18 protein-coding genes and 1 pseudogene are annotated in these 18,455 nt (G+C 29.8%); 14 read left to right on the top strand and 5 right to left on the bottom strand.

What is annotated here, in order from left to right:
- Positions 1-176: 176 nt before the first annotated feature.
- Positions 177-860 carry a Crp/Fnr family transcriptional regulator gene (locus AB2369_RS03365; RefSeq protein ID WP_367665059.1) on the bottom strand — a complete coding sequence of 228 codons (684 nt, stop codon included), beginning with the start codon at positions 858-860 and terminating at the stop codon, positions 177-179.
- 377 nt (positions 861-1,237) lie between these two features.
- Between AB2369_RS03365 and AB2369_RS03360 the strand changes: the two genes are divergently transcribed.
- Positions 1,238-2,407, top strand: coding sequence for a DUF445 domain-containing protein (locus AB2369_RS03360; RefSeq protein WP_367665058.1), 1,170 nt, complete (start codon positions 1,238-1,240; stop codon positions 2,405-2,407).
- A gap of 489 nt (positions 2,408-2,896) precedes the next feature.
- Here AB2369_RS03360 and AB2369_RS03355 read toward each other — a convergent pair whose 3' ends face one another.
- On the bottom strand, positions 2,897-3,103 hold the full coding sequence (locus AB2369_RS03355; RefSeq protein ID WP_367665057.1) for a cold-shock protein: 207 nt from the start codon (positions 3,101-3,103) through the stop codon (positions 2,897-2,899).
- 137 nt (positions 3,104-3,240) lie between these two features.
- Between AB2369_RS03355 and AB2369_RS03350 the strand changes: the two genes are divergently transcribed.
- From AB2369_RS03350 to AB2369_RS03305, 10 genes and pseudogenes are all read left to right on the top strand, one after another.
- Complete coding sequence (locus AB2369_RS03350) at positions 3,241-4,017, top strand: TatD family hydrolase (protein ID WP_367665060.1); 777 nt, start codon at positions 3,241-3,243, stop codon at positions 4,015-4,017.
- A gap of 286 nt (positions 4,018-4,303) precedes the next feature.
- A complete protein-coding gene (locus AB2369_RS03345; RefSeq protein ID WP_367665056.1) occupies positions 4,304-5,326 on the top strand; it encodes a 3D domain-containing protein in 1,023 nt (340 codons plus the stop codon).
- Between the two features lie 136 nt (positions 5,327-5,462).
- Positions 5,463-6,002: a ribonuclease M5 gene (gene rnmV, locus AB2369_RS03340; RefSeq protein WP_367665055.1), complete on the top strand. Its 540-nt coding sequence runs from the start codon at positions 5,463-5,465 to the stop codon at positions 6,000-6,002.
- A 34-nt stretch (positions 6,003-6,036) separates the two neighbouring features.
- Complete coding sequence (rsmA, locus tag AB2369_RS03335; protein ID WP_367665054.1) at positions 6,037-6,876, top strand: 16S rRNA (adenine(1518)-N(6)/adenine(1519)-N(6))-dimethyltransferase RsmA; 840 nt, start codon at positions 6,037-6,039, stop codon at positions 6,874-6,876.
- A 225-nt stretch (positions 6,877-7,101) separates the two neighbouring features.
- Entirely contained in the window at positions 7,102-8,898 is a 1,797-nt protein-coding gene (locus tag AB2369_RS03330; RefSeq protein ID WP_367665053.1) for a hypothetical protein, read from the top strand.
- Between the two features lie 115 nt (positions 8,899-9,013).
- On the top strand, positions 9,014-9,598 hold the full coding sequence (locus AB2369_RS03325; protein ID WP_367665052.1) for a hypothetical protein: 585 nt from the start codon (positions 9,014-9,016) through the stop codon (positions 9,596-9,598).
- A 216-nt stretch (positions 9,599-9,814) separates the two neighbouring features.
- Positions 9,815-9,949: pseudogene (locus AB2369_RS03320) on the top strand (prolipoprotein diacylglyceryl transferase); the annotation flags it as partial.
- Between the two features lie 50 nt (positions 9,950-9,999).
- The gene (locus AB2369_RS03315; RefSeq protein ID WP_367665051.1) at positions 10,000-10,830 is read left to right on the top strand and encodes a hypothetical protein; all 831 of its coding nucleotides are present in this window, start codon (positions 10,000-10,002) and stop codon (positions 10,828-10,830) included.
- 18 nt (positions 10,831-10,848) lie between these two features.
- Entirely contained in the window at positions 10,849-11,694 is an 846-nt protein-coding gene (locus AB2369_RS03310; protein WP_367665050.1) for an Mrp/NBP35 family ATP-binding protein, read from the top strand.
- Positions 11,695-12,009: 315 nt separating this feature from the next.
- Positions 12,010-12,198: a ferredoxin gene (locus AB2369_RS03305; protein WP_367665049.1), complete on the top strand. Its 189-nt coding sequence runs from the start codon at positions 12,010-12,012 to the stop codon at positions 12,196-12,198.
- Between the two features lie 28 nt (positions 12,199-12,226).
- Here the strand turns inward: AB2369_RS03305 and AB2369_RS03300 are convergent, their stop codons facing one another.
- Both AB2369_RS03300 and AB2369_RS03295 read right to left on the bottom strand, forming a co-directional pair.
- The gene (locus tag AB2369_RS03300; RefSeq protein ID WP_367665048.1) at positions 12,227-12,682 is read right to left on the bottom strand and encodes a PadR family transcriptional regulator; all 456 of its coding nucleotides are present in this window, start codon (positions 12,680-12,682) and stop codon (positions 12,227-12,229) included.
- Between the two features lie 4 nt (positions 12,683-12,686).
- Positions 12,687-13,532, bottom strand: a complete 846-nt coding sequence (locus AB2369_RS03295; protein WP_367665047.1) for a DegV family protein — start codon at positions 13,530-13,532, stop codon at positions 12,687-12,689.
- A gap of 243 nt (positions 13,533-13,775) precedes the next feature.
- Here AB2369_RS03295 and AB2369_RS03290 point away from each other — a divergent pair, with 243 nt between their 5' ends.
- Complete coding sequence (locus tag AB2369_RS03290) at positions 13,776-14,894, top strand: diguanylate cyclase (RefSeq protein ID WP_367665046.1); 1,119 nt, start codon at positions 13,776-13,778, stop codon at positions 14,892-14,894.
- A gap of 5 nt (positions 14,895-14,899) precedes the next feature.
- Entirely contained in the window at positions 14,900-15,598 is a 699-nt protein-coding gene (locus AB2369_RS03285; protein ID WP_367665045.1) for an MgtC/SapB family protein, read from the top strand.
- A 124-nt stretch (positions 15,599-15,722) separates the two neighbouring features.
- On the opposite strand, the gene AB2369_RS03280 is transcribed toward AB2369_RS03285, so the two are convergent.
- On the bottom strand, positions 15,723-16,730 hold the full coding sequence (locus AB2369_RS03280) for a DUF3048 domain-containing protein (RefSeq protein WP_367665044.1): 1,008 nt from the start codon (positions 16,728-16,730) through the stop codon (positions 15,723-15,725).
- A 251-nt stretch (positions 16,731-16,981) separates the two neighbouring features.
- Here AB2369_RS03280 and nrdD point away from each other — a divergent pair.
- A partial coding sequence (gene nrdD, locus AB2369_RS03275) for an anaerobic ribonucleoside-triphosphate reductase (RefSeq protein WP_367665043.1) occupies positions 16,982-18,455 on the top strand: 1,474 nt, incomplete at its 3' end.

Raw genomic sequence — 18,455 nt, 5'->3', positions numbered from 1 at the left:
AAATAGTAGTTTTAAGTATATGAAAAACACTAGAAGAATGATTTTAAATAACAATTCTTCTAGTGTTTTTTCATTGTATGAGAGATTATTTTTAATACATTCTCAATATAGGAACTGTAGTAGATTTGTATTTACACAAATATATCTATAGTTCATATTTATAAGTAATGATATATTTATAGAAGTAAATCTTCAAGGATTTCTATATCTTTTATTACTATATAGTCCTTATCATAGTCTATTACGCCTTCTTCTTTAAGTTTTATAAGTTCTCTAGAAAGTGAAGGCCTTTGAACACCAAGTCTATCTGCCCATTCTTTCTTTGACATATCCAGCTTTATGGTAGTATTTTTACTTTTCTCATATTCATTCAATAAAAACTCACAAACTTTTTGCTTTATAGTTTTTAAGGTGACTTCTTTGATTTTGCTACTTAAGGCAAGGGCTTTGTTAGATTGAATTTTTAAGAATTCATATAAGAAATTAGAATGACTTTCACAAAGCTTTGATAGAGAATCTTTAGATATGTGCATTATTAAGGAGTTGTCTGTTGATACAACTGTCATAGGATAGGTATTCTTATCTCCAAAAAGAAGATTTTCTCCAAAGACATCTCCTGATTTAAACTTTGAAACTTTCAGCACCTTTCCAGAGCTATCAATCTTTTGTATTTCAACAGATCCCTTAAGGATTATACTTAAGCTTTTACAAGTTTCATCTTCCATAAAAATTATGTCTTCTTTTCCATAGTCTTTAATAGAATATGTTAAGTTTTTCATTAATTTTTCTATTTCATCCTCTGTAAAGACTTTAAAGAGTTTATTCGTTTTTAGTGTTTCTATATAATTAAAATTTTTCATATAACCACCTATAAAGTTAATAATGATTTATCTGATGGCTAGCGACTGTAACACCCCCATCCTCTTAAAAGGCGGAGGATAACAGTCGCTACGCCCCTAGATTAACTCATCTAACCTTCAGGTGGTGAAAAGAACACCATTTGAAGGAAGATTCGTTCTATAACTGATAATAGTTAATAATAATTATAACGGTTATTTAGAATTATTAAAATAGAAAAGATAAAAATAGATATATAGAATTAAAGAAAATTATAAGTTGAAATATTTATCATGTCGCAATATAATCAATATATAATTGTACTAATGAGTACAAAATATTAGAAATGATTATTAGAAAATTAGTTTAATAAGATTCATAATATAAAAGGAGGAATTTTATGAAGATTTTAATACCATGTATAGTGGGAGCTATAATAGGTTACATAACTAATTGGCTTGCCATAAAGATGCTTTTTAGACCTTACGCGGAAAAACGAATCTTAGGATTTAAAGTTCCATTTACTCCAGGACTTATACCAAAGGAGCAAAAAAGGATAGCTAAAAATGTGGGAGAAACAGTAGGAGAGCACTTACTATCGAAAGAGAATTTAATTAATGCTCTATGTAGTGAAGAGGTTTATAATCATATAGAGATATTAGTTAAAGATAAGGTAAGAAATATAGCAACTTCTGAGAAAAAGTTAAGTGATATTTTATCACCTTTAAGAAGTGATATATATGATAATTTAAAAGAGTTAAAAAATAAGGATTCTTTTAAAGAAACCATAGAAAGCATATTAATAGAAAAGAAAGAAGATATAATACTTAACAATTATAAAGTATCAGACTTAATTGGAGATAAACCAGTATATGGGTTTAAGAGTTATATAAGTGAAAATAGGTTGGATATAAGCCTTTACATATTAAGCATGATAAAAGATCCAGGAAATGCTATGAAATTAAAAAATGCTATATCTAAAGGTATAGCGGATAATGTTAATCCTTTAATGGCAATGTTCGTTAATGGAGATGCTATATATAATAAAATAATTACATTTATAGAAGGAAATATATATAAGGATAATGTTCAAGAAGAAATAGTAATGGCTCTAAACAAGTTAATAGATAAAGGATGTAATAAAGAAGTAAAAGAATTTATTATGTACTTAGACAATGAGTATAATAATGAGGGATTAACTTATATAAGTGATAAAATTTGTAATGAGATTTGTAATGAGGGAACTATAAATAAATTAATAGATAAGATTATGAGTCTATCCATTAAAGATATCTTAAGTGGTAAGGAAGAGAAGATATCAATTATTCTTGTTGATTTAGTAAAGGGTGCATATGGGAAATTTATCGAAAATCAAGGGGAGGAGTTAGTAGATTTATTAAATGTCAAGGGAATAGTTGAAAATCAAATTAATACATTCCCGGTAGATTTTGCAGAAGAGCTTATACTGAGTATAGCTAGTAAAGAACTTAAAGCTATAACTTGGCTTGGTGCTTTACTTGGAGGGATAATAGGACTTCTGAATCCTTTAATTAATTCTCTCTATATATAGATAAAAACCTAGCTTAAAAGTTTCTTTATAAAACCAATAAATATTAGATGTCAATACATATGCTTAATTTTTGCTGTAAATAATATAAAAGTAGGATTTACCACGGTGCACTAAGGGTAAATCCTACTTTTATATGTTTAATAACTATTTTTTACTTAAAGATGTATAAACTTAAAGGTGTCTATAGTTATTGTTACAAGTTTTCCTATCTTCTAAAGGTTAAATAAACTTGTAACTTACTAAGACTATAATTCTGATTTCAATAAGTCTTGATCCACTATTTATCTGATGTCTATAAGCTGTACCCCCCATCCTCTTAAAAGGTGGGGGTGTTACAGTTGCTACGCCCCTAGATTAACTGATCTAACCTTCAGATGGCGGAAAGAACACCATCTGAAGGAAGATTCGTTCTATAATGATTCATAACAGTGGATAAACTAAGATCTAACGTAAAAATTCGTAATTTTAACAAACGTAAAAATAAAAATCTTAAATTACACTATTGCTTATTACGTTAACTGCTTGTTTTCCGTTATTACCTTCAGTTAAATCAAAATTAACTGCTTCACCTTCTTTTAGTGATTTAAATCCTTCCCCTAGTATTGAGGAGTAATGAACGAATACATCTTCTCCATCTTCAGTAGTTATAAATCCATAACCCTTTTCAGAGTTAAACCATTTTACATTACCTTTCATTAAAAAAACCTCCTAAACTCATAAGTAATATACTCTATATATTTTTCCAATAAATCATTTAAATATACTTCTTTAAGGCGTTAATGTATAATTTATATGATAAACTGAAAGAATTAATAAACAAAAGGAGTGATTTTATAATGGAGCTAAAGATATTTGACTCTCATGCACATTATGACGATGAAGCCTTTGATGAGGATAGAGATAATGTTATTGAGGAGATAAAAAATAAGGGAGTTATAGGAGTGCTAAATTGCGGGTCTTCTATAGAGGGGGCAAGGGCTTCCTTTGAGCTTTCTAAAAAATATGATTTCTTTTATGCTGCAGTGGGAATACATCCAGAGTACGCTGATAAAGTAAATGATGAAATTTTAAAGGAAATAGAGGAAATGGCAGCATTCCATAAAGTAAGAGCCATAGGAGAAATTGGTCTTGATTATTATTGGGATAGCAACCCTTCTAAGGAAATCCAAAAGGAAGCTTTTAGAAAGCAAATGGATCTTGCTAGAAAGCTTAATTTGCCAGTAGTTATACATGACAGGGATGCTCATAAGGACACTCTTGATATTTTAAAAGAATTTAAAGAAGTAAAGGGAGTTGTACATTGCTTTTCAGGAAGTCCAGAGTTTGCTAAAGAGTGTTTAAAGATAGGTTATTACATAGGATTTACAGGAGTAGTAACTTTTAAAAATGCTAAAAAGATACTAGAAGTGGCTAAGGAAGTGCCTCTTGATAGAATTTTATTAGAAACTGACTGTCCGTATATGGCGCCTACACCTCATAGAGGTAAGAGGAACCAGTCAGATTATATAAAGTATATGGCAGAGAAGATAGCGGAAATCAAAGAAATTTCTATAGAAGAATTAAATAATCAAGCTATATGGAACACAAAACAGTTGCTAAATATAAAATAATAATATAAAATCTTTTTATAGAAATTATAAAAAATTTCCAATTTAGTAATTAATCTAAGAAATAGTAAATATAATTATAAGGTAAAAACAATAGACCATACTCTCAGAGGGTCTGAGTTTTTATTCATCCCTTCTGACAAAAAAAGCAATCATATTTTAATTTTATACTGTTATGCTTTATATAGCATTGTGCTTGAAGTTAGACGTCAATTTAATTTAAAATTTGACAAGCTTCTACATGCACGTTATAATAAACAATATGTTTTGCCAGAGGGAGGTAATTGATATGGTTGAAAAGTTTAAAGAAGTTTATTCCAAGTACTTTTCAAACGGTCCAAAGGCAGCATTCGTGCTATCGTTAGTGATAGTAGCATTAGTTGCTACGATTTACAGTATGAGAAAAACAGTTACAGTTGTTATAGACGGAAATAATCAGGAGTTAGTAACTTATAAAAGGACCGTAAGTGGGGCTCTTAATGACAATAGAATAGAAATTGGACCAAAAGATAAGATAGAGCCAAGTTTAGACAGCGAAATAGGTAAAGATGACATAATAAATATAAAGAAGGCTGTTAAAGTCCAGGTAGAAGTAGATGGACAAAATTTAGAGTTTTTAACAGCAGAGGAAGACATAGAATCTATGTTAAGAGCTGAAAACGTCAACTACTTAGAGGAGGATAGAATATCACCTTCTAAGGATTCCAAAATAGAAGATGGAATGAAAGTTGACATTGTAAGAGTTGAAACCAAGCTTCTCACAGAAACTGAACCTATTGATTTTAATACAGTAGTTAAGAAAGATGACAATCTATTAAATAGTCAGAAAAAGACTATGCAAGAGGGTAAATCAGGAGAAAGAGAAGTTACAACAAGAGTTGTTTATGAGGATGGTAAAGAGGTTTCAAGAAAAGTAGTAAGTGAAAATATAAAAAGACAGCCTGTAGATAAAGTTGTTCTACAAGGAACATTAAGCACTCTTAGCCTTTCAAGAGGTGGTGGAGATCAGTTAGCTTATAAGAAATCTATGAAGGTTAAGTCTACAGCTTACTACAATAGTGGTTCCAATGGAAACCATATAACAGCAACAGGAACTAAACCAAAGAGAAACCCTAATGGATATAGTACCATAGCGGTAGACCCAAGAGTTATTCCTTTAGGTACAAAGGTATGGGTTGAGGGTTATGGATATGCCATAGCAGAGGATACTGGTGGTGCCATTAAGGGTGATAAAATAGACTTATTTTTCAATACTTCCAGTGAGGTTTATAACTGGGGAGTAAAATATGTAAATATATATATTTTAGGATAAGCAGTAGTTAGGGGTATATCCCCTCTACTGCTTATTTTAATTTAACAAAAATATGTGTATAATAGTAGAGTAGATTTTACTATACATGAAGATATTTTTAAATAGATAGATTTTAAATTTGAAAGGAAGTATATCTTTGATTAAGGAAGTAATTGTTGTAGAAGGTAGAGATGATATAACTGCTGTAAAAAGAGCTGTGGATGCAGAGCTTATAGCAGTAGGTGGATTTGGAATAAATAAAAAAGTTATTGATAGAATAAAGGAAGCTCAAAAAAGACAAGGGGTTATAGTTCTTACAGACCCAGATTTTGCAGGAGAGAAGATAAGAAGAATAATATCAAAGAGGGTACCGGGAATAAAACATGCTTATATAAGCCAAACTGAAGGAACAAAGGATGATGATATAGGTGTTGAGAATGCATGTGAAGAGGCTATAATAAGAGCACTTAATAATGCAAAATGCACTGTAAAGGAAAAGAGAGAAGAGTTTACTACTTCAGATATGGTATTTTTTAAACTTACGGGAGATAAAAGATCTAAGGAAAGAAGAGAAAAGCTTGGGTATGAATTAGGTATAGGATATTGTAATTCTAATCAGTTTGTATCAAGACTTAATAATTTTGGAATAACTAAGGAAGAGTTCATAGAAGCTTATAAAAAGTTAAATTTAGAGTAGAGATTAATATTTTAATAATCATAGGAGATAAAGTATGGATAATAAGACTAAAGATATAGTAGAAAAATATAAATTTAAATTTACCAAGAGTCTTGGGCAGAATTTCTTGATAGATGATAGCGTGCTTTTAGATATAGTAAATGGAGCAGATATAAATGAGGAAGATTTTGTTATAGAGATAGGACCTGGAGTTGGAACTTTAACTAAGGTTCTTCTTGAAAGAGCAAAGAGAGTTACTGCTATAGAGTTAGATTCAGATCTAATTCCTATACTATCTGAGGAGTTAAAGGATTATGATAATTTTCAGCTTATACATAAGGATGCATTAAAGGTTAACTTTAATGAAATCATAGGGGAGGAAAAGAGTGTAAAGCTTGCGGCTAACCTTCCATACTATGTTACAACACCAATAATAGCAAATCTTCTAACTGGAGGTTATAAGTTTAAATCTTTAACAATAATGATTCAGAAGGAAGTAGCAGAGAGAATAAATTCAGAACCAAATTGTAAGGAGTATGGAGCCTTATCAATTTTAGTACAATATCATTGTAATACTAAAATTGTAAGAAGAGTTCCCCCAACTTCTTTCATTCCAAAACCTAAGGTGGATTCTATAGTAATAAGACTGGATAAATTGGATGAACCGAGGGTTAAGGTGAAGAGTGAGGAGTTATTCTTTAGGGTAGTTAGAGACTCATTTAATATGAGAAGAAAAACTCTATGGAATGCAACAAAGAACCTTGGACTTTCTAAAGAGGAATTAGCTTTAGCCTTCGAGAATTCAGGGATTGATCAAAAACGAAGAGGCGAAACTTTATCCCTAGAGGAGTTCGGAAGTCTTTCAAATGCTGTATATGATTTAATGAAGAAATAAATTTAGAAAAATAGCTCTTACTTTTAAATCTAAGATATTTTAGGTTTATGAGTAAGGGCTATTTTTAATATAGATATTAATAAAATACTACATTAAAGAATATATAAGCAAAGAGAATCCTTATAAATCTTTTAGAAAATAACATGGAATTAAATAAAACAGGAAAGTTTTTACATAATAAACATATACTATAAGTGAATAAAAATATGTGGAGGTAGCCTTAAAGTGTCTAGCAAGAAGTCTTATAGTAGATATTTTATAATTTTACAAGAAGATGATAAGGGGCATTCTATTTCTGATGATAAACAGACCTCTGGATATGCCAAGGTTGAAACAAAAAATGATAAATGTAAAGTGTCATTCTATGTACAAAATATAAGGAGAGATAAGGATAATTGCTATATGGTTCTTATATGTAACAAGAAGGATAGCAAGAAACTTATTAATCTTGGAAAATTGAACATAGATGATAATGGTAGGGCAGATGTTACCTATGAATGTGGCATGGATAATGTGGGGAATACTGGTATTGGCATAGATAAGGTTGGAGGAGCAGCTGTTGTAAAATTTGTAGAAGAAAAACTTTATTATATAATGACAGGTTTTGCTTCTAGTGATATACCAGAAAGATTCAAAGAATATTCAATGATCCATTGTAATGAAGAGATTAAGAAAAAAGAATACAAGAAGAAAGAAAAAGAATATGAAGAAGATCATAAAGAGAAGAAGAAAAAGGAAGAGCATAAGAAGCATAAGGACGATTGCGATGAAGATTATAAGGAGCACAAGAAGCATAAGGATGACTGTGATGAAGATTATAAGGAGCACAAGAAGCATAAGGATGACTGTGATGAAGAGCATAAGGAGCACAAGAAGCATAAGGACGATTGTGAAGAAGAGCACAAGGAGCACAAAAAGCATAAGGACGATTGTGAAGAAGAGCACAAAAAGCATAAGAAGCATAAAGAGTGTTGTGATGATAGAGATCAGAAAAGTGATGAACAAAGAGAAGCAAGTACTGAAGATATAATTAATGATGAAGAAATAATTAATTCTGAAGATAGGGGTAATACAGAAGAAACAACTAATACAGAAGAAAATAGAAGTATAGAAGATAATAATAAAGAAAATCTATTTGATGAATATGAAAATCAAATAGATGAAATAAAAGAAGAGATAAATGGTGAAAGAAAAGAAAAAGTAAGTGAACAAGAAAAACAAAAAATATTAGACAAGCAGAAAATGATGGAAAAGATAAAGGAATTAGAGAAACAAAAAGAATTGGATAAACAAAAAATGTTAGACAAAATAAAAGAGTTAGAGAAACAAAAAGAGTTAGATAAACAAAAAGCACTAGAAAAAATAAAAGAATTAGAGATGCAAAAAGGGGAAGAACAGAAAAAGGCTTTAGAAAAGATAAAGGAATTAGAGAAGCAAAAAGAAATGGAAATGCAAAAAGAATCAGAGATGCAAAAAGAATTAAAGCAAAAAGAAATGGAAATGCAAAAAGAGTTAGAGAAGCAAAAAGAAATGGAAATGCAAATGAAAAAAGAAGAAGAAGAAATGAAAATGAAGATGATGAAAGAATCTCATCCAAAGGGTAGTATGGGAGAGTTCTTTAAGGCTGTAATGGAAGGCTTTGAAGAGTTAAAAGGCGGATGTAAAGAAATAAAGAGATGCAGGTGGTATAAAGTACCTGTAAAAAATCTTGATACTATGTGTAATTCTCATAATTACAATAAGTATACTATAGTTTATTATCCAATGATGAACTATTATCCTTATATAAAGAAACATGACCATTATATGATGGGACTTATGTGTGATGATCACGGAAATATGAAATATTTAGTTTATGCTATACCAGGAAGAAGAGATAAGGCAGATCAACCTTATGGAGGAAAATCTGGATTTGTAACCTGGATGCCATGGAAAGATCATCATGGAAAAGAAAGTAACATGGGATATTGGATGATGTTCTATGACTTCAAGAACTCCATAATTGTAGTTCCTATGAAATAATATTTACATTAATTAAATTCCTAGAAAGAGTATAAGATTATTATTTACTAAATTTAAGATAATTCACGCTCATTTTTAATGGGCGTGTAATACATATTAGGGGGCAGTGAAGTTTATGAAAAAGATTGATATAAATAGAAAAAGACTTGGAGTAAGCCTTGTTATAATAGGCTTAATTTTGGTTTTATTTGCACTTCAAGGTAATTTTGATAATGACTTAAAGAAAGCAGCTCTTATTAATAGTGACTTAATTAATTTAAAGAAATATTCCGCTCTTAATGATAAATTTATATATAATTTACCAGAGGAATGGACTTCTAAAGAGAACGATTATAATGTAAGTGAGATATTATATAGTAATAATTTTTCAGATAAAGCACTACATCTTCATGGTTATGTGGAGATATGGAATGATGATGGCTCACTTAAGACCTTTGTGGAGAGAAGTAAAGATTATGGAATGAAAGACTACGTATATAATGATTATGTAAGTTCTTTATCTAAGCTTAACAATAGGGAATCTTTTCAGGTTACTTATACTATGGAATCAGAGAAGGTAAGCTACAATGTATATGAGTACTTTATAAATTTAGATGAGTCTATAGTAAAATTCTCATTTTTTGTGGATAAAAATAAAAATAAGGAAAATTATTCTTTGTTATTTAAGACTATTGTAGAAACTTTTAGCTATAAGGAATAATATTCTTAAAAAATTAATTTGCTTAAAAAAAATCAAAGTATTATAATTTAAGCAAAAGGAATAGAGAGGAGCTCATACTTAGCTTCTCTTTTTCTATTGAGGAGTATAATATAATTTATTCATCCATACTTAATATGATTTTAGTGATATTTTTAATATGGTATGATAAAGGGTAGAATCTTCTCAATGTAACTAGTACTTTAGGGTTTAGGTAGATTTTTAGTGGAATTTCTAAGAGCTGATTCGAGGGATAATGTGGGTATATTATCCACATCACAATTTATTTCTTTATTTGTTTTTATATTAGGAATACTACTGTATAATATATATAGAGCATCTTCAAAAGAATAACTAGTCACTATGGATTAAGGTGTCTAAGATAAAGGAGAGAAGAGTTAAAAGTGAGATTTAAAAGATTTTCTTATATTTTACTTTTAATACTCACACTATTTATATTAGGTGGGTGTAGTAAGATTGATAAGTTAAAAGTAAAAACTGGTCTTAAAAATAATGATTTTGAATATATGAATGAAAATAAAGTTGAAAAGATAGTAATTCAGAGCACTAGGGATGAAAGATTTAAATTTATAGCTACTGATAAGGGTACTGTAAAAGACCTATATAAAATATTATCTAGTGCTAAGACAGTTTCAGAAAAAACAGATTTAGATCCAGATTATATTTTTGAAATTCATGAAACTGGTGATAAGGTACATAAGTTTAACTATGTAGTTGGCTTTGAACAAAAAGGCGTAGGAAATTTTTATAGTGAGGATGGAAAATCTTATCAGGTTTCAGACAGAATAGATAATGATATAATAAGGAATCTATCTACTCTTAGAAAGCCTAGAAAATTTGAAGAATTATACTATGATGTTCTATTAAAATTTATAGATGAATATGGTAAAGATATTGATAGTAATAAAAAAGTAGGAATAAACATAGCTGACGATGTAGAAGTGGCTAAATATATATTGTCCATAGATCTTCAGTATTTTAAGGAACAATTAGAAAGTAAGATGCCTAATGCCCAATTAGTTGAAAAAAATAAAGAAGAGTTTGACACTATTATAAATATTAGAACCTATGGATATAAAACAACAATATATAAAAGTATAATAACAGTAAATGATAAACAAGAAAATTCAGAGGAAAAATACTATGTAGTGTGTAATAATGATGACAGAGGATGGTCAATTAATATAACAAAAGAAAAACCAGATAATTTTTAAGAAAGAGAGGGAAACGTAATGGGAAATTGTTCAACATGTGCAAGTAAAAATAATTGCTCTAAAAAAGCAACTAATGAGGCAGAAAGTTGTGGAAAGATAACTCCTAAATATGGAGATATAAAGAATATAGTAGGAGTTATAAGTGGTAAAGGAGGAGTTGGTAAGAGTACTGTAACAGGAATAATGGCAACAGAGCTTGCGAAAAAGGGCTTTAAAGTTGGAGTTCTTGATGCAGATATTACAGGACCATCTATGCCAAGATTTTTTGGAATAAATGAAAAGAGAGCAGACATAATTCCTCTTGATAATGGTCAGGATGTTAAGTTTATACCAGTTACAACAAATTTAGGTATAAAGGTAATATCTATAAATCTTCTAACTCAAGAAGAAGATCAACCAGTTTTATGGAGAGGACCAGTTATAAATGGAGTTCTTAATCAGATGTATGGAGATACTCAGTGGGATGACCTTGATTACTTATTAATAGATATGCCTCCAGGAACAGGAGACATAGCCCTTACTGTAATGCAGAGCTTTCCAATAACCAATATGGTTGTTGTTTCAACTCCACAGGATATGGTATCTATGATTGTAAAAAAAGTTGTAATAATGGCTGAAAAGCTAAATGTTCCTGTAAAGGGAGTTGTAGAGAATATGGCATACATAGTATGCAATGGATGTAAAGAAAAAACAAGGGTATTCTCTAAAAAACCAGCAGAAGAGCATGCAAAGTATTTAGGAATACCATTACTTGGAGAACTTCCTATAAACTTAGATTTAGTTGAAAACCTAGAAAGTGGAACAGCTGAGGATTATATAAAGGAAAGTGACATGTATTCTTCTTTAATAAATTCAATAGTATAATCTATTTAATATAATTATATTGGTATTGAAGATGAACCCCATAAAATCTTACAATAATTAAGTAAGATTTTATGGGGTTTTAATAATATGCTTTTATCTGATGGTTAGGAGCTGTAACATCACTAACCTCTTAAGAGGTGGAGAATAACAGTTGTCACGCCCATAGATTAACTCATCTAACCTTCAGATGGTGGAAAGAATACCATTTGAAGGAGGATTCGTTCTATATTTATAAATTTAAACAGTTATTTTATGAATAATCACGGGTATTATACAGATAATAAATTTGTAGTAGATTTTACAGGAGGTATTTCTATGAAAGCATATGTAGATAAGGATACTTGTATAGGATGCGGATTATGCCCATCTATATCTCCATCAGTTTTTGATATGGATGATGACGGAAAGGCTAAAACCATAGTTGATGAAGTCCCAGATGATGCAAAGGATGATACTAAAGAAGCAGAAGATAGTTGTCCAGTTAACGCAATAAGTACAGAATAAAGAATAAGCTCAGGAAAATTTCCTGAGCTTATTCTTCATATAAGTCATTAAATATTATATTAAAAACCATAAGAGCTTCTTCAATGCGATTCTTTAATAAATATTTTCTCTTATTAAACTCTTTATAACCATCATCAGTAAGGGTATATATCCGTTGAAATTTTTTCTTAGGATCATCCCAATTACCAACTAATAGTCCTTCCTTTTCAAACTTTTTAAGTATAGGATATATACCACCAGTGCTAGGAACCCAAAGGCCTTTTGTATTTTCACCTATTTTATGGGATATATCATTGCCATTAGTTGCACCTAAGCTTAATATATACATAACATATATAGGAAGAAGTCCTTTAGTAAATACTTGCCCAACGGCTTCTTTTTCTTTTTGAACTTTTTTTAGTTCTTTAAGTTTAGACTTATACTCCTCATATAGTCTTTTTTCTTCTAATTGTATCTCTGAATCATCAAATGAATACTTATCCATAGTTCTAGAATTCCTTTTCTATAACAACTCCTACAAGACCAGGCCCAGTATGAACACCAAGAGATGGACTTATTTCTCCAAAATAAGTGGTTAAAACATTTGGAATACTCTTAACCTGATCAAGGAGTTTCTTAGCTTCTTCTAAGGCGCCTCCATGCATAACACATATGTTGCAAGGACCTTTAATGGTGTTAGATTTTACAATATCAAGGAGCTTAGACAAGGCTTGTTTTTTACCTCTTCCTTTACATTGAACCTCATAAACACCATCATCATTTATTGATATTATAGGCTTTATATTTAAAAGTTCACCTATAGTTCCAGCTACTTTACCTATTCTTCCACCTCTTTTTAAATATTCAAGAGTGTCTACCACATAGTATACTGATAGTTTTTCACGAACCTTAGGTAATGTTTCTATAATTTCATTAAAGCTATGACCCTTATTTATAAGTTCTGCACATCTTATACATATTGTACCTGTAGCCATTGTTAAAAATTTAGAGTCATATAGATGAATTTTTAGGTTAGGGTAATTTTCAGATACTAAATTTAAGGCATTAAAGGTACCTGATAATCCACTAGATATAGTTATTACTATAACATGAGTATAACCCTCATCTGTAATCTTTTTGAAAGTATCATCCATATCTTTAATAGAAGGCAGAGATGTTGTAGGCAATTCTTTTGTAATATTGTCGTAAACTTCTTTTGGAGATATCTCCACCCCATCTCTAAACTCTTTATCCTTATAAATTATCCTAAATGATAATAGGTTAATGTTAAATTTTTCTAATAGGTCTTTAGAAATATCACAAGAACTATCACAAATTAAAGCTATTTTTTCCAATTTCTAGGCCTCCTAACCTGTATTATTGTTCGGGACTTTAGCTCCATTTATTTAAACCATTAGGGAAAATTATACTTTAATTATATAAGAGCATAGAGTCCTAAATCATTTAATAATAAAATTATATCACAAATGATAACTATATCAATAGTGATAGAGTTATATGATAATTAGTAACTATGAAAAAATTTCTAATAATGGTATAGTATAATTACTAAATTGGTATGTGATGGAGGTAATTCCATGAGAACTACGCAATTGATTCTTTTCATAGTAATAGTTTCTTTAATAGTTATAATATTTATACAAAAAATGAAAATAAAAAAATTAAATATCATAGTTAATAGAAGAGATGAAGTTAGAAGAACTTTATATGAGATTATGGATAATATACCTAGTATAGACAATGAAGACGATATATATAAGTTAATACTAGATGGAGTAACAAAATGTATAGCAAAAACCGATAGAGGTTCCATATTAATGGAAGATGAGGAAGGAAACTTTAATTTTAGGGCTATAAAGGGATTTGATGAAGGATTAAAAGATATAAAGATTCCTAGAGATGAAGTTTTATTGTATAGATATAATGGTTTTTCAGGACCAGCTATAATTAGCAATGCAAATGAACTAAATATAAAGTATATGAATAAGAATAGATATAATAGGCTAGTTAAATATGACGCATCATTATCAATCCGAAATGTTTTAAGTATGCCTATAACCTTAGATGGAAGAGTTAGAGGGATTATAAATATTGATAATATTTATAATGATAAGTGTGTAACCTTTGATGAAAGTGACATAGATATAATGTACTATATAAAATTAGAACTAGAATTAGCAATTAAAAACTTTCTAATAAAAGAAAAGTGGAAGCATATAGCTTCTATAGATCCTCTTACAGGACTTTATAATAGAAGAAGTATAGAGGGATTCTTAGAAGAAGAGATAGAGAAAGTTAAAGAAAAAAACTCTTTCTTTTCTATAGCTATGATTGATATTGATAATTTTAAAAGCATCAATGATAATTTTGGTCATAATGTAGGAGATGAAGCATTAAGAATATTTGCAAAGGCCATTAAGGATGTATCAACCTACGAGGATATATGTGGCAGAATAGCAGGAGATGAATTTATTTTAATATTTAAAAATCAAGGGGTTATAGAAGGAGATTTAAAGCTTAAAAGGCTTCAAGAGGATTTATCAAAGAAATGTATGAGATTCAATTTAGCGTTTAGCTATGGAGTTTCTTTAATTGACTCTAAGGAATATAAAAAGGTAAATAGAATTATAGATGAAATAGATAAGAAAATGTATTTTAGTAAGAAAAGAAAAGGTATAACAAGCTTTAGAGGATGATGAATATGAATGAATACGAGACCTTAGTCAGAATTATTATGGCAGTAGTTATAGGCGGAATAATAGGATACGAAAGAGAATATAAGAATAGACCAGCAGGATTTAGAACTCATATATTAGTCTGCTTAGGAGCATGTATAGTTTCACTTATTCAAAGTTACTCATTCTATGAGTCTATAAGTATTATAGAGAGAAATCCAGCTCTTTCTAATGTGATAAAGGTAGATATGGGAAGACTAGGAGCTCAGGTGATAACCGGAGTAGGTTTCTTAGGAGCAGGAACGATACTTAGAGATAAGGGAGAAATAAAAGGGTTAACTACAGCAGCCTCTTTGTGGGTAGTTGCTATAGTTGGTCTTGGAGTAGGTATGGGTTATTATTTTTTAACTATAAGTGCTACTTTAATAGTAGTCATAGTTCTTGTAAGCCTTAAGAAGTTTGAAAGAAAGTATATGACTGCATATCATGAGATAAGACTTAAAATACATCATAATACAAATGAAAATATAAATAAAACTATAATGAATTTTTTTAAGAAAAATAATATAAAGGTTATTAGTGTAGGTTATAATGTTGGACAAGTAGAGTCTGAAGGCATTATAGATACAGAATATTGTTTAGAACTAAACATGAGTAAGGATTATGATGAGATAATAAATGAGCTTCCTAAATATAAGGATATAGTAAGGATAGAGAAAATGTAATATATATTTTTTGTGTGTAATTTATAAAAGGACTTATGATAATTTTCATATAGAAATATTATCATAAGTCCTTATTATATAAGATTGGCTGATTATTTCAAGAGCTTATTAGGAAAAATCTTTTTTAAGGAGTTATATCAATAACAGAATCACTATCAAATATGCTCCACCATGTATTACCTTCAGATAAGGGTATGGTTTTACCCTCATTATCAATTAATATAGTATTTGATAATGAGTCCTTAACCCATATTCCTTTTTTTATTTTTCCTTGAGATAATACATAAGAAGTACCTGTTGAAGAAAGATCTATGTTTACATGAAGATTATCACTGCTTAATTTTATAGAAGTAAGTTGAATTACTATGTTAGTAAAAGAGAGAGGAGAATTATCTTCTCTATTTATATGTTCTTTACCATCCATATATCTGACATAAGAATCATCTTCAAAATTATAAGAGGTGGTATAAGATGAATTAACTTTTATATTTATTGAAGAAGCACTTTCTAAAGCAGGGTTATCCCAATAGCTATTATCAAAAATAAGGGGGCTTTTTATAGATGGATTAAAGCTCTTCTTAGCAATTAATTCTCTAATATTAGAGGAGGAAGTGTATAGATTATGAGGAGCTTTTCTTTTTTTATCTCTCCAATAGTATTTACCATTCTCCATTTCATTTAGGGACATAAGATTTTCTGTTTCTATAATTTCAAGACCTTCATCGGAACCACCACAATGGGCAAAGGGAAGATTAAAATCTTTTGATATATCTAAGAAGTAAGGTCTTACACTTCTAATAGGACCAATAACATTAGGGGTGTTTTTATGAAAAAGAGCAATGAATCTAGGGATTCCCCCTTCTGCTAAGGTTTCAAATACAATATCTGCTTCATTAAGTCCAGATTGAGGTCTTGCCAGCTTGGAATTTTCTATTATTGCCATAAAAGCTGAATTATTATATATATCTGGTTCTAAAACTTCCCCTGTATAGGGAGAGGTTAACTGAGATGTTACAGGTTTAGAGGTAGTATCCTTGTCTTCATCTTCCTTAGGAATATTAGTTTTATTATTACAAGCTACTAAGAAAAATAGAACTACAATGGATAAAGTAATAATATATAGTTTTTTCATATAGAATCCTCCTATAAAAAGTCATATTAATAATTTATATTAAATATATGTAAAGTTAATTCGTACAAATAAAAGAATTTGTTTTGTCAACATAAGAGAACAGTCAAAAAACCTTAAAAATATAAGGAATAATTGCTTATTGTAAATATATAAAAAAAAAGACTTAAAAATAAAATTGCTAATAAAAATTCTATGCTTTATAATAAGTCGGTATGAATAATACTAGATATAGTGCACTGGAGGGTAAATATATGCTATATGTTGTGAAACGTGATGGTAGAAGGGTTGAGTTCAATTTTCTTAAGATTACTGAGGCTGTAAAGGGTGCAGCAGAGGAAATAGGACATCCACTTAAAGATAGTGAAATGATGGATATTACTCAAAAGGTGATTAAGTACATAGAAGATGAAAATATAGATAATATATCAGTAGAAAAAATTCAAAATTTAGTGGAAAAAGGTTTAAAAGAACAAGGGTTAACAAAAACAGCTCAGGCATATTCTAGTTATAGAAGAGAGAGAAATAAGGTACGTGAAATAAAGTCTGATCTTATGAAAGCAATAGGAAAAATTGGGGTGGAAACAGACAGAGATAATGCTAATGTAGGAAATAATTTTAGCTCTAAGTTATTGAGAATAGCTAGTGAGTCTAATAAGTGGTATAATCTTGGATCAATGCCTAAGCATTTAGCTAGAGCCCATGAAAATGGAGATGTATACTATCATGATTTAGATAGTTACAACTTAACAACAAATTGTCTTCATATACCAACAAAAGAGATTCTAGAGAGAGGATTCAATACTGGATATGGTACAATACTAAAGCCTAGAAGAATAGAAACAGCTGCAGAGCTTTCCTGTATACTTCTTCAATCTACTCAAAATGATATGTTTGGAGGACAATCACACCCAGACTTTGATAATGATTTAGGAGCTTTTATAGAGCCTACAAGACAAGAGATAAGAGAAGAACTTTTAGAGCTTTCTGTAGATGAAGAGAAGTTAGATGAATTAGTAGAAACTAGACTTAGAAAAAGAATACATCAAGCTATGCAGGGTATAGTATATAACTTAAATACTATGCATTCAAGAGCGGGATCTCAGGTTCCTTTTAGTTCAGTAAATATAGGAACACCAGACAGTAAAGATGCAGCTCTTTTATGTGAAATTTTCCTTTTGGAATATGAGAAGGGCCTTGGAAAAGGGGAACAACCAATATTTCCTAATATAATATTTAGGGTTAAAGAAGGATTAAACAGAGAGGTAAATGATCCTTATCATTACCTATATAAGCTAGCTTGTAGAGTAGCTGCAAAGAGAATGAACCCTACATTTATGAATATAGATGCAGATTTTAATAAGGAATATTATGATAAAGGGTATGTTCCTGCAACTATGGGATGCAGAACTTATCTAATGTCAAATATAAATGGAGAACCAGGTACAAAGGGAAGAGGGAATATAGCTCCAACTACAATAAATCTACCAAGGCTTGGTATATTAGCTAAGGGAGATGTAGATAAATTCTTTACCCTTCTTCAAAATAAACTAGATCTTGCAAAGGAAGCTTTGCTTCATAGATATGAAGTATTAAAAAAGTTAAGAATCAAAGATTTACCTTTTGTTGCAGGACAAGGTCTTATGAAAGGGTCAGAAGGATTAAATCCGGAGGATTCTATAGAACCAATATTAAAACAGGGAAGTTGGGGTATAGGGTTTATAGGAC

Origin of the sequence: Clostridium sp. (assembly GCF_040797585.1) — a bacterium.
In the GTDB taxonomy this organism is placed as follows: Bacteria; Bacillota; Clostridia; order Clostridiales; family Clostridiaceae; genus Clostridium_Z.
Note: the sequence above shows the minus strand (reverse complement) of the source record. Positions and strands in the feature narration are given on the sequence as shown.

What these genes read in the sequence shown, in the direction of transcription:
- AB2369_RS03365 (WP_367665059.1), bottom strand. Translation starts at nt 860, where the DNA reads ATGAAAAATTTTAATTATATAGAAACACTAAAAACGAATAAACTCTTT.
- AB2369_RS03360 (WP_367665058.1), top strand. Translation starts at nt 1,238, where the DNA reads ATGAAGATTTTAATACCATGTATAGTGGGAGCTATAATAGGTTACATA.
- AB2369_RS03355 (WP_367665057.1), bottom strand. Translation starts at nt 3,103, where the DNA reads ATGAAAGGTAATGTAAAATGGTTTAACTCTGAAAAGGGTTATGGATTT.
- AB2369_RS03345 (WP_367665056.1), top strand. Translation starts at nt 4,304, where the DNA reads ATGGTTGAAAAGTTTAAAGAAGTTTATTCCAAGTACTTTTCAAACGGT.
- rsmA (WP_367665054.1), top strand. Translation starts at nt 6,037, where the DNA reads ATGGATAATAAGACTAAAGATATAGTAGAAAAATATAAATTTAAATTT.
- AB2369_RS03325 (WP_367665052.1), top strand. Translation starts at nt 9,014, where the DNA reads ATGAAAAAGATTGATATAAATAGAAAAAGACTTGGAGTAAGCCTTGTT.
- AB2369_RS03310 (WP_367665050.1), top strand. Translation starts at nt 10,849, where the DNA reads ATGGGAAATTGTTCAACATGTGCAAGTAAAAATAATTGCTCTAAAAAA.
- AB2369_RS03305 (WP_367665049.1), top strand. Translation starts at nt 12,010, where the DNA reads ATGAAAGCATATGTAGATAAGGATACTTGTATAGGATGCGGATTATGC.
- AB2369_RS03300 (WP_367665048.1), bottom strand. Translation starts at nt 12,682, where the DNA reads ATGGATAAGTATTCATTTGATGATTCAGAGATACAATTAGAAGAAAAA.
- AB2369_RS03290 (WP_367665046.1), top strand. Translation starts at nt 13,776, where the DNA reads ATGAGAACTACGCAATTGATTCTTTTCATAGTAATAGTTTCTTTAATA.
- AB2369_RS03285 (WP_367665045.1), top strand. Translation starts at nt 14,900, where the DNA reads ATGAATGAATACGAGACCTTAGTCAGAATTATTATGGCAGTAGTTATA.
- AB2369_RS03280 (WP_367665044.1), bottom strand. Translation starts at nt 16,730, where the DNA reads ATGAAAAAACTATATATTATTACTTTATCCATTGTAGTTCTATTTTTC.